Raw genomic sequence first — 15,023 nt, 5'->3', positions numbered from 1 at the left:
CCCCATTGTCTTCTTTGCGACCGGCTGCCGCCGATTCGGCAGCCGGTGTCGAAGCTACCCCGAGTTTTGCCTGCACACGGGGTCAGGGGCGGGCGCGGAGACCGTATTGACGGGATTCTGATGCGGTCGGCGTGCGAGGCCGTGCGGCACCCCGTCCGCCACGGCTACGCGTGCTCGACGATGTGCCCGTCGCTGAGCTCCAGGACCCGGTCGGCGAAGCCGAGCAGCTGGGGGTCGTGGGTGGCGACGAGGACGGTGACGCCCTCGCTGCGCACGACGGCCCGCAGGAGCTGCATCACCGCGAGTCCGGTCTCCGCGTCGAGCTGCCCGGTGGGCTCGTCGGCGATGAGGAGGGCGGGCCGGTTGGCGAGCGCCCTGGCGATGGCGACACGCTGCTGCTGGCCGCCCGAGAGCTCTCCCGGACGCTGCTGGGCGTGATCGCCGAGGCCCACCAGCGAGAGCAGCAGGGCCACCCGCTCCTCGCGCTCGTGCGGGTCCGTCCTGCGCAGGCGCATGGGTACGCCGACGTTCTCCGCCGCGGTCAGGATCGGTATCAGGCCGAAGGACTGGAAGATGAAGCCGATCCGGTCCCGGCGCAGCTCCAGCAGCCCGTCCTCACCGAGCTCCGAGAGGTCGGTGCCGGCGACCGTGATGCGCCCGCCGTCGGGGGCGTCGAGGCCGCCGACGAGGTTGAGCAGGGTGGTCTTGCCCGATCCCGAGCGGCCCTTGAGTGCGACGAGCTCTCCACGGGGGATCTCGAAGGAGACGCCGCGCAGGGCGTGCACGGCCGAGGCGCCCGTCCCGTACGACCGGTGCAGGTCCTCGATCCGCACCATCGGACCGTCGGCGGGGCCGTCTGCCAGGGCCGTGCCGGCCCGTCCCTCGGTGCTCCGTGTCATCGCTCTCCCCCGTGCGTACGCCGTCGTGCGTACCGCTCCCTCGGCAGCGGCCAGTATGTGCATGACGCACCCGGTGAGGCAATGGAAAGGCCGGTGGGCCGCATCCCCTCCCCGGGACGCGGCCCACCGGACCTGGAAGCTGCCGGGGTGCGCTCAGCGCACCTCGGTGATCTCGGGCCCGCGCTGGAGCTGGCCCATGCCGCCGGAGAACTTCGAGCTCTCCTGGTCCTCCTGCTGCACACCCTCGGGCACCATCTGGGCGTCGTCGGGAAGCTTGAGGACGATCGGGTCGCGCGGAGCCATCGGGCCCTCGCCGCGCACGACGACGGTGTCCCGGAAGATGGTCTCCAGCAGCCCGGCGGTCTCCGGCTGCACCGCACCCTGACCGGAGATCACTCCGCGCAGGAACCAGCGCGGCCCGTCGACCCCGACGAAGCGCACGAGCTGCACACCGTTCTTGCCGTCCGGGAGCTGTACGGGGACCTGGGCGCGCAGCTCCCAGCCCAGCGGGCCCTCGACCTCGTCGATGACCCCGCCCTGCTGGGTGATGCCCGAGGCGATCTCCTCGCGCACCTCGCCCCAGATGCCCTGCTTCTTGGGGGCGGCGAATGCCTGAAGCTGGACCGCGCTGTCGCGCAGCACCACGGTGGCCGCGACGATGGCGTCACCGGCGACCTCCACCCGGAGCTCCATGCCCTCGACCCCGGGCACGAAGATGCCGCCCAGGTCCACCCGGCCCTCGCCGGGCTGGGACGTCTCGGAGATGTCCCACGGCCCGTCGGGGCGGGGTGCGGGCGGAAGGTTCGTGCGGCGCGGCGAGCCGCTCTCGGCCCCGTTGTCGTCGAGCTCGTCGGCGACCTGCTCGGCCTCGCGTGCTTCGTCCGCCGAGTCCTTGGCGGAACCACTGTTCTTGCGACGTCCGAACACGTCAATGTCCTTCCCGGTCGGATACGACCGAAGCGTAGCTGTTCCCACCCTGGGTGTTACCGCCCGTGACGCCGTCCACAGCGGCATGGCCGCCGGTGGATCCGAAGCCCCCCTCGGCCCGCGCCGAGCCGGGAAGCTCCGTCACCTCGTGGAAACGCACCTTCTCGACCTGCTGGACGACCAGTTGGGCAATCCGGTCGAACCGTTCGAACTTCACGGTCTCGCGTGGGTCGAGATTGACCACGATGACCTTGATCTCCCCACGGTACCCGGCATCGACCGTCCCTGGGGCGTTCACGAGGGCCACTCCGCAGCGGGCTGCGAGGCCGGAGCGGGGGTGCACGAAGGCCGCGTAGCCGTCGGGCAGCGCGATCGACACCCCGGTGGGGAGCACCGCGCGTTCGCCGGGGGCGAGTTCGGCGGCCTCGGTGGTGACCAGGTCGGCGCCGGCGTCGCCCGGGTGACCGTAGGCGGGAATCGGCACGTCCGGGTCGACCCTGCGGATGAGTACGTCGAGGGGCCGGCGCATCAGGGGTTCACCTCGAAGGCACGGGCACGCCGGACCTGGTCGGGGTCGGACATGGCCGCCCGGATCTCCTCCGGCCGTCCGTTGTCGATGAAGTGGTCCACCTTGACCTCGATGAAGAGGGCCTCCGCGCGGACCGCGACGGGTCCCTCGGGGCCGCCGGTCCGTCCCGTCGCACGGCAGTAGATCTTCCGGCCGTGGACGGCGGTGACCTCGGCCTCCAGGAAGAGGACGGTGTCCACCGGGACCGGCAGGACGTAGTCGGTCTCCAGCCGTCCGGTCACCGCGATGACCCGCAGCAGCCAGCTCAGGGCGCCGAGCGTCTCGTCCATGGCCGTGGCCAGGACCCCGCCGTGCGCCAGCCCCGGGGCACCCTGGTGGGCGGGCTTCACGGTGAACTCGGCGGTGACGCTCACACCCTCGCCGGCCGTCGCGCGCAGGTGCAGTCCGTGCGGCTGTCCGCCACCACAGCCGAAACAGTGTTCGTAGTGGGAGCCGAGGATCTCGCCGGGCGCCGGGGCCTCGGGATGCCGGACGGGCTTCACCGCGTCGGCCGGGGGTGTCAGACGTGCAGATGTTCCACTCACAGGCGCAGACCTTACCCGCGCGGCCGACCGCGGGGCGCGCCGTGCCAAGCTTCTTTCATGCAGCCTTCCGCACCCCCCTTCGACGAACGCCTCACCGCACCCCGTTCGTGGTGGCTCATCGCTCTCGGCATCGGTGTCGCCTGTGCGCTGATGCTCCTGCCGCTCGGCGCCCTGCCCATGCTCGGCGGCCTGGTCGGCGGCACCGCCGCGGCGTGCGCGGGCGTGAGCTCGTACGGCTCCGCGCGCATCCGGGTCGTGGCGGGCGCCCTCGTCGCGGGCGATGCGCGCATCCCCCTGGAGGCACTCGGCGACGCCGAGGTGCTGGAAGGGGAGGAGGCGCGCGCCTGGCGCTCGTACAAGGCGGACACCCGCGCGTTCATGCTGCTGCGCAGCTACATCCCGACGGCGGTCCGGGTGAAGGTCACGGATCCTGCCGACCCGACGCCGTACGTCTATCTGTCGACACGGGAACCGCAGGCACTGGTCGCGGCGCTCACGCCCGTGCCGGCCTGAGGCCGGGCACCGGACCGGGGATCAGCGGCCCGGGTCGTCCAGGCCCTCGGGGAGTTCCTTCGCGGGTTCCGCGGGCTGCTCCAGCGGGGGAAGCGCCGGAAGACGGTCCCAGGGGACCTGGTGACGCCGCAGGTCGTTCCTGACCCGGTCGGCGAGCTTCTTGGTGTCGCGCCGGTTCATCAGGGCGCCCACGGCGGCGCCGACCATGAACGGGATGAGGTTCGGCAGGTCGCGCACCATGCGCTTCATGATCTGCTGGCGCAGTTCGCGCTTCATCTGTCCGCCCAGCGCGGCGTTGAGCGTGGTGGGACGGGAGACGTCGATGCCGCGCTCCTCCGTCCACGACGTCAGATACGCGGTGCTGCGCTGGCCGAGATTGCCCGGCGGGCGCCGCCCGTAGACCTCGTGGAGCTCGGCGACGAGCTTCATCTCGACGGCGGCGACCCCGGTGATCTCGGCAGCCAGCTCGGCGAGCATGGCGGGGGGTACGGGCATCATCGCCGCAGCCCCGATGCCCGCGCCGACGGCCGCGGTGGCCTTGCAGGCACCCGCGACGAGCTTGTCGGCGAGCTCTTCGGGGCCGAGCCCCGGGAACTGCCTGCGCAGGGTGGCGAGGTCCCGCACGGGGACACGGGGAGCCGTGTCGATGATGCGGTCGGCCACCAGGCCGACTGCGGATACGGCGCTCTCCCGGCTCCTGCGTACGCCTCGTTTCAGTGTGTGCAGACGGCCGGACCCCTTCGGGGAACGCTCCGGTCCGTCCTGTGCGGATCCGGGAGGCCGGTCGGCCGCCCCTACCGCTTCGAGCGAGGCCGGACGGCCCCGCTCGTCGTCAGGTGTGCCGGGAGAGGCAGGCAGGGCGGCCTGGTGCTCGGCAGTGGGGCTCTCGCCCTCTGCCGGGCCTGCGCCGCCCTGATGTGCCTCCGACGACTTCGTGCGCCGCAAGCGCCGCTTCCGGAACGGTGTGTCGCCTGCCACGGCCGGCCGGCCTCAGTCGCAGTCGCGGCAGATGGGCTGGCCGTTCTTCTCGCGCGCCAGCTGGCTGCGGTGGTGCACGAGGAAGCAGCTCATGCAGGTGAACTCGTCGGCCTGCTTGGGCAGGACCCGCACGGCCAGCTCTTCGTTGGACAGGTCTGCGCCGGGCAGCTCCAGTCCCTCGGCCGCGTCGAACTCGTCGACGTCGACGGCGGATGCCGTCTTGTCGCTCCGACGAGCCTTGAGCTCTTCGAGGCTGTCCTGGTCCACGTCGTCGTCGGTCTTGCGTGGGGTGTCGTAATCCGTTGCCATGTTCGCTCTCCCCCTCTTGGGTGTCTGCGGTGTCTCAGCGCACGTAACGCGTGAGAGGCCGGACTTGTGCCCGACCTGAGGCGGAGATTTTGCCTCACATCAAGGTCTGTTACTCAATCGACACCCAACCGGATCTCTCGTGAGCGATCAGCTTGGGTGGCGATGGGGACCGTACACGGTCCGATCGGTGCGGTTCACGGGCGCCACCCCGTGTACTTCCCGTGATATCGCCCCCCGGAAACCCGGACGTTTCCAGGCTTTCGGGAGGAGTTGTGATCACGGAGAGTGGAGAGACCGAAATTCGCTTCTGTGATCGATCACACAGAGACAGAACGGAAACACGGTTCAAAAATTCCGCCCAAAGCGAACAGAGCCATTCAATGCGGCTTCACACCGTGAAGCCTCTCAGACCGGCAGGGTGACGCGCATCACGAGACCACCACCCTCGCGGGGCTCCGCGATGATACGGCCTCCGTGCGCCCGCGCGACGGATCGCGCGATCGACAGGCCGAGTCCGACGCCTTTGTCGCTGCCCGTGCGCTCCGTGCGCAGCCGCCTGAAGGGCTCGAAGAGGTTGTCGATCTCGTAGGCCGGCACGACCGGGCCGGTGTTGGAGACGGCCAGGAGCGCCTGCCCGTGCTGGAGCTCGGTGGTGACCTCGACCCAGCCGTCCTCCGCCACGTTGTAGCGCACGGCGTTCTGCACGAGGTTGAGCGCGATGCGCTCCAGGAGGACCCCGTTGCCCTGGACGACGGCCTGGGCCCGCTCCCCGCGGATCTCGACACCGTTCGCCACCGCCTCGGCCCTGGTCTGGTCGATGGCACGGCCGGCGACCTCGGCCAGGTCCACGGGCTTGCGCTCGATGATCTGGTTGTCGCTGCGGGCGAGCAGCAGCAGCCCCTCGACCAGCTGTTCGCTGCGCTCGTTCGTGGCCAGGAGCGTCCTGCCCAGCTGGTGCAGCTCCGGCGGGGCCTCCGGGTCGGAGAGATGGACCTCGAGAAGTGTGCGGTTGATCGCGAGGGGCGTGCGCAGCTCGTGCGAGGCGTTGCCCACGAACCGCTGCTGGGCGGTGAAGGCACGTTCCAGCCGGTCCAGCATCTCGTCGAACGTGTCCGCGAGCTCCTTGAGCTCGTCGTCCGGGCCGTCCAGCTCGATCCGCCGGGTCAGGTCCGTGCCCACCACGCGCCGGGCGGTGCGGGTGATCCGGCCGAGCGGCGACAGGACACGGCCCGCCATGGCGTACCCGAAGGCGAACGCGATGACGCTGAGGCCGACCAGGGCGAGCAGCGACCTGTTCAGCAGGGAGTCGAGCGCGTGTTCGCGCTGACGGTTGACGCAGGCGTTCATCGCCGCGTTGAAGGTGTCGGGGCTCGCCTTGGTCGGCAGGTCGCAGACCTCACTGGTGACCTGCCCGTTCACGACCTGGAACGGCAGGTCGCTGCCCACGTTCAGCGCCTGGGCGGCCAGCATGTAGATGATCGAGAGCAGCAGGATGCCGGCGATCAGGAACATCCCGCCGTACAGCAGGGTGAGGCGTATCCGGATGGTCGGGCGCAGCCAGGGGTACGGGGACTCCTGCGCCTTGGGTTCCCAGGTCGGCTTCGGAGGCGCCTTCATGGGTGCCGGTGACGCTGCCATCACGCCCTCAGATCCGGTATCCGGAGCCGGGGACGGTGACGATGACGGGAGGCTCGCCGAGCTTGCGCCGCAGGGTCATGACCGTCACCCGCACCACGTTGGTGAAGGGGTCGGTGTTCTCGTCCCAGGCCTTCTCCAGCAGCTGCTCGGCCGAGACGACCGCGCCCTCGCTGCGCATCAGGACCTCCAGGACGGCGAACTCCTTCGGGGCGAGCTGGATCTCCTGGTCGTCCCGGAAGACCTCGCGGCGGTTGGGGTCGAGCTTGATGCCGGCCCGCTCGAGCACCGGGGGCAGCGCGACCGTGGTGCGGCGCCCCAGGGCGCGCACCCGCGCCGTCAGCTCGCTGAAGGCGAAGGGCTTGGGCAGGTAGTCGTCCGCGCCGAGCTCCAGGCCCTCGACCCGGTCGCTGACGTCACCGGACGCGGTGAGCATCAGCACGCGGGTGGGCATGCCGAGCTCGACGATCTTGCGGCAGACGTCGTCGCCGTGCACCACCGGGAGGTCCCGGTCGAGCACGACGACGTCGTAGTCGTTGACCCCGACGCGCTCGAGGGCCGCCGCTCCGTCGTAGACGACGTCGACGGCCATGGCCTCCCGGCGCAGACCGGTGGCCACCGCATCGGCGAGCAGCTGCTCGTCCTCGACGACGAGTACGCGCACGGCGCAGTCCTTCCCTAGATTCCCGAAAAAACGGCGAGCGGCCCTGGATCCGGCCGCTCGCCGCACGTCAGCGGCACCGACTGTGCGCGTCCATCCTGCCCGTAACGCGCATAAACCGGCGGTAAGACGACGCCGCTCCGGCCGGACCTCCGGGGAAATGAACGGATTCATATGCCAGTTGAGGTTTCTCCCGGGCCCGCCGGGGGGAGGACGACCTCACACCCGCGATCACGCCCTGCATGTGGCGTACCACAGCCCGTCCTGCTTCCAGAGGGACTGCGTGATCACCCGCACTCCGGTTCGCGGACCGGAGGACCACCGGGCACACCCCCGTGCCACCGACCCACGACGAGGGGGCGCTTCATGGACGCTTTCACCGCAGGTCTGCTGCAACGCATCAGAACCACCGAGTCCGACCTCACCAAGGCTCGCGAAACGGGCGACGACTTCCTCGCGGACGTCGAGCAGGGAGAGCTTGACGACCTGCACCGCCTCGCCGCCGAGCACGGCGTGGAAATCGGCGCCACAAGCGTCTGAGCCGCTACGAGAGGGCCCCGGGAGCCGTCATGGCTCTCCGGGGCCCTCTCGTGCTGGTGCGTCCTCCCTGGGTGCCGCGACGGGCCCGGAGGGCGTACGTCAGTCGTGCCAGGCTCCCAGCTCTTCGAGGAGCGCCTGCAGCGGCTCGAAGACGCCGGGCGTCGCCGCGATGGTCAGGTCCCCGTCGGCGGGCCGTCCGGGCCTGCCGCCGGTGAGCGCGCCCGCCTCCCTGGCGACGAGATCACCCGCCGCCACGTCCCACGGGTGGAGTCCGCGCTCGTAGTAGCCGTCGAGCCGGCCGGCCGCGACGTCGCATAGCTCGATGGCGGCCGATCCCCCGCGCCGGATGTCCCGCAGCCGCGGGATCAGCTGCTGGGCCACGGCAGCCTGGTGGGTGCGGACCTCGGTGACGTAGTTGAAGCCGGTCGACACCAGGGCCTGGTCGAGGGGGGCCGTGGGGCGGCACCGCAACCGGTCGCCGTTCCCGAACGCGCCGCCCCCGAGGACGGCGTGGAAGGTCTCCCGCCGCATCGGGGCCTCGACCACGCCGACGACCCGCTCCCCGTCGCGCTCCGCGGCGATGGAGACGGACCAGGTCGGCAGGCCGTAGAGGTAGTTCACCGTGCCGTCGAGCGGGTCGATGACCCACCGGATGCCACTGGTTCCCTCGGCGCTCGCGCCCTCCTCGCCAAGGAAGCCGTCGGCGGGGCGGTGCTCGGAGAGGTAGCCGGTGATGAGCTTCTCCGCCCGGATGTCCATCTCGGTGACGACGTCGATCGGGCTGGACTTCGTCGCGGCCACCCCGAGGTCGGCCGGGCGTCCGTCGCGGAGCAGCGCGCCGGCCCTGCGGGCGGCTTCCAGGGCGAGGTCGAGCAGTTCGGACAGGAGGGGGTCGGTCACAGCGCTCCAGAGGTCGTGTCGCGGGCCGGACGGACGTACCGGTGCCCGTGCGGCGGGGGAAGCGGCGGTCAGAAGGGGCTGTCGGCCCCGGCCGCCGCGGGCTTGGGGGCCCTGGCCGGGCAGCAGCCGACGGGGCAGAGGTCGTGGGAGGGGCCGAGGGCGCCCAGGGCGCACGGCGCGACGGGCCGGTCCTGCTCCACGGCGGCGCGCTCGAGGACGAGCTCCCGCACGGCGGCGGCGAACCGGGGGTCGTCCCCCACCGTCGCGGAGCGGCGCACCGGCAGCCCGAGCTCGGCGGCCTTCGCGGTGGCCTCCGTGTCGAGGTCGTACAGCACCTCCATGTGGTCGGACACGAAACCGATGGGGGCCATGACGACCGCGGGGACTCCGTCGCCGTGGAGCGTCTCCAGGTGGTCGCAGATGTCGGGCTCGAGCCACGGGATGTGCGGGGCGCCGCTGCGCGACTGGTAGACCAGCTCCCAGGGGTGCTCGACGCCCGTCTCCTCGCGGACGGCCTCGGTGATCATCCGTGCGACGTCCAGGTGCTCGGCGACGTAGGAACCGCCGTCGCCGTGGGTCTCCGCCGGCCCGGAGGTGTCGGCCGCCGCCGTGGGGATGGAGTGGGTGGTGAAGGCAAGGTGCGCCCCCGCCCTGACGTCCTCGGGGAGGTCGGCCAGCGAGGCCAGCACTCCGTCCACCATGGGGCGGACGAAGCCGGGGTGGTTGAAGTAGTGCCGGAGCTTGTCGACGCGCGGCACCGGGAGCCCCTCGGCCTCCAGCGCGGACAGCGACTCGGCGAGGTTCTCGCGGTACTGGCGGCAGCCGGAGTACGAGGCGTAGGCACTGGTGGCGAGGACGGCGATCCGGCGGTGCCCGTCCGTCACCATCTCGCGGAGGGTGTCGGTGAGGTAGGGGGCCCAGTTGCGGTTGCCCCAGTACACCGGCAGTTCGAGACCGTGGTCGGCGAAGTCCTTGCGCAGGGCGTCGAGCAGCGCCCTGTTCTGCGCGTTGATCGGGCTCACGCCCCCGAAGAGGAAGTAGTGCTTGCCGACCTCCTTGAGCCGCTCCTCGGGGATGCCCCGGCCACGCGTCACGTTCGCCAGGAACGGGACGACGTCGTCAGGGCCTTCGGGACCGCCGAAGGAGAGCAGCAGCAGGGCGTCGTAGGGAGCGGGACCACGCAGATCGGACATGCACCCGATCCTGCCACCCGCCGCCGACAGCGCGGCAACCGCCGTCGGCGGGTCCGCGCTCCACCTGGCCGCCGTAAGCTGTATCAGCCCCCCGTACACCTGACAGGCTTCCCCGGAGCTCCCCCTTGCCCAGCCCCTACCGCGCCCTCTTCGCCGCCCCGGGAACCCGGGCGTTCTCGGCGGCCGGCTTCCTCGGCCGGATGCCGCTGTCCATGATGGGGATCGGCGTGGTGACGATGGTCTCCCAGCTCACCGGCCGCTACGGGCTGGCGGGCGCGCTCTCCGCGACGCTCGCCATGGCGGCCGCCGTCATGGGGCCGCAGGTCTCCCGCTTCGTCGACCGCTACGGGCAGCGCAGGGTCCTGCGTCCCGTCACCCTGTTCGCCGCCGCGTCGGTCGCGGGACTGCTGGTCTGCGCGCAGCAGCGGCTGCCGGACTGGACCCTGTTCGTCTTCGCCGCGGGTGCCGGCTGCGTCCCGAGCGTGGGGTCGATGGTCCGGGCCCGCTGGGCCGAGATCTACCGGGGCACGGGGCGTCAGCTGCACACCGCGTACTCCTGGGAGTCGATCGTCGACGAGGTGTGCTTCATCTTCGGACCCATCGTCTCCATCGGTCTCTCCACCGCCTGGTTCCCGGAGGCGGGTCCGCTGCTGGCGGGCGGGTTCCTGGTGGTGGGCGTGTTCTGGCTGACCGCCCAGCGCGCGACCGAGCCCGTGCCCCACCCGAAGGAGCACCACACGGGCGGGTCGGCCCTGCGCTCGACCGGTCTCAAGGTGCTGGTGGTCACGTTCGTCGCCACGGGGGCGATCTTCGGCGCGGTGGACGTGGTGACGGTGGCGTTCGCCGAGGAGCGCGGCCACAAGGCCGCGGCCAGCCTCGTGCTCGCCGTCTACGCCCTGGGGTCGTGCCTCGCCGGGGCGGTCTTCGGCCTGCTGCACCTGAGGGGGAAGCCCTCCACCAGGTGGCTGGTGGGAGTGTGTGCGATGGCCGTGAGTATGATCCCCCTCCAACTGGCCGGGAGCCTGCCGTTCCTGGCCGTGGCGCTCTTTGTCGCGGGCCTCGCCATCGCACCGACGATGGTCACCACGATGGCTCTCGTCGAACAGCACGTACCGCGCACCCAGCTCACCGAGGGCATGACCTGGACCAGTACCGGACTCGCGGTCGGGGTGGCGCTCGGCTCCTCCGCCGCAGGCTGGGTGGTCGACGCCTCAGGGGCGGAGGCGGGGTACGCGGTGCCCGCCGTGGCGGGAGCGCTCGCGGCCGCGGTGGCGTTCCTGGGGTATCGCCGGCTCGCGGAGCCGGTTCCTACGGGAGGGCGCGGGGAAGATGACCGACACCTACGCACGGACGGCGAGCACGTGGCGTAACTGGGCGGGCAATGTCACCGCCCGGCCCGCACGCGTGGCGTCCCCTGCTTCCGTCGACGAGCTCGCCGAGGTGCTCCGCCGCGCGTCCGGGGAGGGCCTGACGGTCAAGCCCGTCGGCACGGGCCATTCGTTCACCGCCACCGCGGCCACCGACGGCGTCCTCATACGCCCGGACCTGCTCACCGGCATCCGCGACATCGACCGCGCGGCGATGACCGTGACGGTCGAGGCGGGCACGCCGCTGAAGCGCCTGAACGCGGCGCTCGCCCGCGAGGGGCTCTCCCTCACCAACATGGGCGACATCATGGAGCAGACGGTCGCCGGGGCCACCTCCACGGGTACGCACGGCACCGGCCGCGACTCGGCGTCGATCGCCGCTCAGATCCGCGCGCTGGAACTGGTCACGGCCGACGGCACGGTGCTGCGGTGCTCGCCCGACGAGAATCCGGACGTCTTCGCGGTGGCCCGGATCGGGCTCGGCGCCCTGGGCGTGGTCACCGCCGTCACGTTCGCGGTGGAACCCGTCTTCCTCCTCACCGCCCGTGAGGAACCGATGACCTTCGACCGGGTCACCGCAGACTTCGGCCGGCTCGTCGCGGAGAACGAACACTTCGAGTTCTACTGGTTCCCTCACACCGGCAACTGCAACACCAAGCGCAACAACCGCAGCGCGGGTCCCGCCGATCCGCCCGGGCGGATCAGCGGCTGGATCGAGGACGAGCTGCTCTCCAACGGGATCTTCCAGGTCGCCTGTTCGGTCGGCCGGGTGCTCCCCGGGGCCATCCCCTCCCTCGCGAGGGTCTCCAGCCGGGCTCTGTCGGCCCGGACGTACACCGACATCCCGTACAAGGTGTTCACCAGCCCCCGGCGGGTGCGCTTCGTCGAGATGGAGTACGCCCTGCCCCGCGAGGCGGCCGTCGAGGCCCTGCGTGAGCTGAAGGCCATGGTGGAACGCTCGCCGCTGCGGATCAGCTTCCCGGTGGAGGTCCGCACCGCGCCCGCGGACGACATCGCGCTCTCCACGGCCTCGGGCCGGGAGAGCGCCTACATCGCGGTGCACCTGTACCGGGGCACGCCGTACCAGGCGTACTTCACGGCGGTCGAGCGGATCATGACGGCGTACGAGGGCCGGCCGCACTGGGGCAAGATCCACACCCGGGACTCCGGCTACCTCGCCGGCGCCTACCCCCGGTTCGCCGAGTTCACCGCCGTACGGGACCGGCTCGACCCGGACCGGCTGTTCGCCAACGACTACCTGCGCCGCGTGCTCGGGGACTGAGCCCCCGGGTCCGGCCGGCCCGGATCACCTGGTGGTGTCCGTTCCCGTCCCTGTCCCGTCCTGCTGGTCCGGGGCCTCGTCCGCTCCCGTCGGATCCGGCGCCGGAGTGGTACCGGATGCGTCCGGCGCCGTCGGGGCGGAGGGCTCCGGAGTGGTCGCCCCGGAGGACGCGGAAGGCATGGGGGTGGGGCCGGTGACCGAACCGTCTCCGCCGGAGGGCTCGGGCTGAGCGCTCCGGCCGTCGCCGGGATCGGTGCCGGGATCGGTGCCGGGCGTCGTGGAGCTCCCGCCGTCCGGCACCCGGTCGCCGTCCCCGTCGTCCCGGCCCGTGCCGGAGGAGGGCGAGGGCGAGGTCGTCCCGCCGTGGCGTTCCCCGCTCACGACGGAACCGATCGTCGTCCCTCCGTTGCCCCCCAGGTCGTGGCCGGACACCATTTCGTACACGGTGATACCGGCCATGGACAGGACGAAGACGCCGGTCGCCGCGAGGACCGAGCGCTTCCAGCCCCGCACCCGGGTGCCGTGCGTACGGGCGTCGGAGTAGGAGTCGTCGGTGAGCGCCTCGTCCGGGTGCGGACCCACCGGGGCCGCACCCGCGGGCCGCACCTGCCGCAGCACCGTCGTGCGGTCCGGGTCCGTGCCTCCGGGGCCGACCTGCCGCAGCACGGTCGTACGGTCCAGGTCCGCTCCCCCGGGACCGGCCTGCCGCAGCACGGTGGTGCGGTCCGGGTCCGTGCCTCCGGGGCCGAACTGCCGCAGCACGGTGGTGCGCTCCGCCTCGGGCTCCGCGGTGCGCAGCATCCGCGTGGCGTCGTCCTCCGGCCCCCGGCGCGCGGGCGATGTCTCCCGCGTCCGCACGGTCACCTGACGGCCCGCCGGATGCTTCACCTGGACGGTGACTTCGCGGATCTGCTCGCCCGTGCGACGGAAGAAGTGCTGGAAGACGGACCCTCCGCAGGTGGCGACCACGCTCATCACGCCGGCGCCGGCGATCGTTCCGTACACACCGAGCTGCGAGGCCATCACCGCCGCCGCCACCGCCGCGACGGCACTGCCGGCAACCTGCGGCAGGCTCAGATCTATGCGCCTTTCCTTGCGTTCCGCATCACTCTGCGGCTCCTGAACCATGATCAGCCCCTGCTCGACAACTACCCCACCTTGCACCAGGAAGGGACATTTGAGCGAATCAGATAGTTCCGTTTCTGGAGATTTTGTGAAGCAGCACACTCATCGGGGGCATATCGCTGACAACGGGGTAACCCAACTCCCGTGCCCGGCGAGAACTTCGGCGGCGCGCCGGTCCACCCACGTGGCCCGAATGGAGTACTGTGGCGAGCCCTGGGGCCGGACTCCCATACGGGCGTCCGGGACCTGCGGGAGGGGGCCGAAAGGCGGCACCCGAACCGGCGGCGCCGCGGCATCGCACGGGCGCCTGCTACATGGAGCGACCACCTGGTCGCTCCGCGTCGCAAAGAGGTAACCGTGCCATCGTGGCGTCCAGGGCCGAGGCCCGACACGCCGGGTAACTTGGCAAGGTTGTGGCAGGCTGAACCCGGGCAGGTCACACTCGACTAGCGGAAGCAGCGACGCACGTGACGTCGGCAGGCACCACCCGGGAGGTTCCCATGCCCGAACTGCGTGTCGTGGCCGTCTCAAACGACGGCACACGACTGGTGCTCAAGGCTGCGGACAGCACGGAGTACACGCTTCCGATCGATGAGCGGCTGCGTGCCGCCGTGCGCAACGACCGCGCCCGGCTCGGCCAGATCGAGATCGAGGTGGAGAGCCATCTCCGCCCCCGCGACATCCAGGCGCGCATACGCGCCGGTGCCTCCGCGGAGGAGGTCGCCCAGTTCGCCGGCATCCCGGTGGACCGGGTACGCCGCTTCGAGGGCCCCGTGCTCGCGGAGCGCGCCTTCATGGCCGAGCGTGCCCGTAAGACTCCGGTGCGGCGCCCCGGCGAGAACACCGGCCCCCAGCTCGGCGAGGCGGTGCAGGAGCGGCTGCTGCTGCGCGGCGCCGACAGGGAGACCGTCCAGTGGGACTCCTGGCGCCGGGACGACGGCACCTGGGAGGTCCTCCTCGTCTACCGCGTCGCCGGTGAGCCGCACTCGGCGAGCTGGACGTACGACCCGCCGCGCCGGCTGGTCCAGGCCGTGGACGAAGAGGCGCGCTCGCTGATCGGCGAGACCGACGACGTCGCGGCCCCGGAGCCCAGCTTCCCGTTCGTGCCCCGGATCGCGCGGCTGCCGCGCGACCGGCCGCTGGACCGCGCCCTGGACCGTCAGATCGAGCGCCCCGCTCCCCCGGCCGCCGAGCCGGAGGAGCGCATCGCCGGTGTGTCCGCGGGCGAGCGCGATTCGCTGACCAGCCTCCTGGAGGCGGTCCCGAGCTTCCGCGGCGACATGGTCGTGCCGGAGCGGCCCTCCCAGCCCGAGCCTCCCGCACTCGAGCCCGCCGTCCAGCAGGAGCCGGAGGCGGACGAGCCTCCGGCCGCGGCGGCGTCCGCAGGGGCGGGTGCGGCGTACGCCGACGTCCTGATGCCCCGCGCGGTGGCGGGCCACCGGGACCGGCTCACCGGGACGACGGACCGCCAGGCGGAGGCGGACGGTGTCCGTCCGGGACGTCGTGCGGCGGTCCCGAGCTGGGACGAGATCGTCTTCGGTACGCGCCGGAAGAAGCAGGACTGACCGCGGGGCGGACACC

General features: G+C 71.7%; 16 protein-coding genes. 5 read left to right on the top strand and 11 right to left on the bottom strand.

Translation table 11 applies throughout. The annotated features are described in order from the left end of the window. Positions 1 to 164: 164 nt before the first annotated feature. The 4 genes from ACFC51_RS29535 to ACFC51_RS29520 form a co-directional block, all read right to left on the bottom strand. Positions 165 to 899, bottom strand: a complete 735-nt coding sequence (locus tag ACFC51_RS29535; protein ID WP_376367440.1) for an ABC transporter ATP-binding protein — start codon at positions 897 to 899, stop codon at positions 165 to 167. 153 nt (positions 900 to 1,052) lie between these two features. Further along, positions 1,053 to 1,826, bottom strand: coding sequence for a DUF3710 domain-containing protein (locus ACFC51_RS29530; protein ID WP_376367438.1), 774 nt, complete (start codon positions 1,824 to 1,826; stop codon positions 1,053 to 1,055). A gap of 1 nt (position 1,827) precedes the next feature. Then, positions 1,828 to 2,355 carry a dUTP diphosphatase gene (gene dut, locus ACFC51_RS29525; protein ID WP_376367436.1) on the bottom strand — a complete coding sequence of 176 codons (528 nt, stop codon included), beginning with the start codon at positions 2,353 to 2,355 and terminating at the stop codon, positions 1,828 to 1,830. Further along, positions 2,355 to 2,939, bottom strand: a complete 585-nt coding sequence (locus tag ACFC51_RS29520) for a PaaI family thioesterase (RefSeq protein WP_376367434.1) — start codon at positions 2,937 to 2,939, stop codon at positions 2,355 to 2,357. Before ACFC51_RS29520 ends, dut begins: the two co-directional genes overlap by 1 nt. Positions 2,940 to 2,996: 57 nt before the next feature. On the opposite strand from ACFC51_RS29520, the gene ACFC51_RS29515 reads away from it, so the two are divergent. Next, a complete protein-coding gene (locus ACFC51_RS29515) occupies positions 2,997 to 3,452 on the top strand; it encodes a DUF3093 domain-containing protein (protein ID WP_376367432.1) in 456 nt (151 codons plus the stop codon). A gap of 21 nt (positions 3,453 to 3,473) precedes the next feature. On the opposite strand, the gene ACFC51_RS29510 is transcribed toward ACFC51_RS29515, so the two are convergent. From ACFC51_RS29510 to ACFC51_RS29495, 4 genes are all read right to left on the bottom strand, one after another. Next, positions 3,474 to 4,430: a hypothetical protein gene (locus ACFC51_RS29510; protein ID WP_376367430.1), complete on the bottom strand. Its 957-nt coding sequence runs from the start codon at positions 4,428 to 4,430 to the stop codon at positions 3,474 to 3,476. Between the two features lie 12 nt (positions 4,431 to 4,442). Then, positions 4,443 to 4,739 (bottom strand): DUF4193 domain-containing protein, encoded by a 297-nt coding sequence (locus ACFC51_RS29505; protein WP_003965732.1) that lies wholly within the window; start codon positions 4,737 to 4,739, stop codon positions 4,443 to 4,445. 405 nt (positions 4,740 to 5,144) lie between these two features. After that, positions 5,145 to 6,377, bottom strand: coding sequence for a sensor histidine kinase (locus ACFC51_RS29500; protein ID WP_376367428.1), 1,233 nt, complete (start codon positions 6,375 to 6,377; stop codon positions 5,145 to 5,147). Between the two features lie 7 nt (positions 6,378 to 6,384). Continuing rightward, entirely contained in the window at positions 6,385 to 7,038 is a 654-nt protein-coding gene (locus ACFC51_RS29495) for a response regulator transcription factor (RefSeq protein ID WP_376367426.1), read from the bottom strand. Positions 7,039 to 7,401: 363 nt separating this feature from the next. Between ACFC51_RS29495 and ACFC51_RS29490 the strand changes: the two genes are divergently transcribed. After that, a complete protein-coding gene (locus ACFC51_RS29490) occupies positions 7,402 to 7,575 on the top strand; it encodes a hypothetical protein (protein WP_329233710.1) in 174 nt (57 codons plus the stop codon). A gap of 99 nt (positions 7,576 to 7,674) precedes the next feature. Here ACFC51_RS29490 and ACFC51_RS29485 read toward each other — a convergent pair whose 3' ends face one another. Together ACFC51_RS29485 and ACFC51_RS29480 are read right to left on the bottom strand one after the other, a co-directional pair. Next, positions 7,675 to 8,475, bottom strand: a complete 801-nt coding sequence (locus ACFC51_RS29485) for an inositol monophosphatase family protein (RefSeq protein WP_376367424.1) — start codon at positions 8,473 to 8,475, stop codon at positions 7,675 to 7,677. A gap of 68 nt (positions 8,476 to 8,543) precedes the next feature. Further along, positions 8,544 to 9,668 (bottom strand): ferrochelatase, encoded by a 1,125-nt coding sequence (locus ACFC51_RS29480; RefSeq protein WP_376367423.1) that lies wholly within the window; start codon positions 9,666 to 9,668, stop codon positions 8,544 to 8,546. A 125-nt stretch (positions 9,669 to 9,793) separates the two neighbouring features. Between ACFC51_RS29480 and ACFC51_RS29475 the strand changes: the two genes are divergently transcribed. After that, positions 9,794 to 11,038, top strand: coding sequence for an MFS transporter (locus ACFC51_RS29475; protein ID WP_376367421.1), 1,245 nt, complete (start codon positions 9,794 to 9,796; stop codon positions 11,036 to 11,038). Continuing rightward, positions 10,998 to 12,317: a D-arabinono-1,4-lactone oxidase gene (locus tag ACFC51_RS29470; protein WP_376531727.1), complete on the top strand. Its 1,320-nt coding sequence runs from the start codon at positions 10,998 to 11,000 to the stop codon at positions 12,315 to 12,317. Before ACFC51_RS29475 ends, ACFC51_RS29470 begins: the two co-directional genes overlap by 41 nt. Before the next feature lie 24 nt (positions 12,318 to 12,341). Here the strand turns inward: ACFC51_RS29470 and ACFC51_RS29465 are convergent, their stop codons facing one another. Continuing rightward, entirely contained in the window at positions 12,342 to 13,445 is a 1,104-nt protein-coding gene (locus ACFC51_RS29465) for a hypothetical protein (RefSeq protein WP_376531725.1), read from the bottom strand. Positions 13,446 to 13,942: 497 nt separating this feature from the next. Between ACFC51_RS29465 and sepH the strand changes: the two genes are divergently transcribed. Next, the gene (sepH, locus tag ACFC51_RS29460) at positions 13,943 to 15,007 is read left to right on the top strand and encodes a septation protein SepH (protein WP_376367415.1); all 1,065 of its coding nucleotides are present in this window, start codon (positions 13,943 to 13,945) and stop codon (positions 15,005 to 15,007) included. The last annotated feature ends 16 nt before the right edge of the window (positions 15,008 to 15,023 follow it).

Origin of the sequence: Streptomyces sp. NPDC055962 (genome assembly GCF_042270185.1) — a bacterium.
In the GTDB taxonomy this organism is placed as follows: Bacteria; Actinomycetota; Actinomycetes; order Streptomycetales; family Streptomycetaceae; genus Streptomyces.
This window is presented reverse-complemented; position numbering and strand designations above follow the sequence as displayed.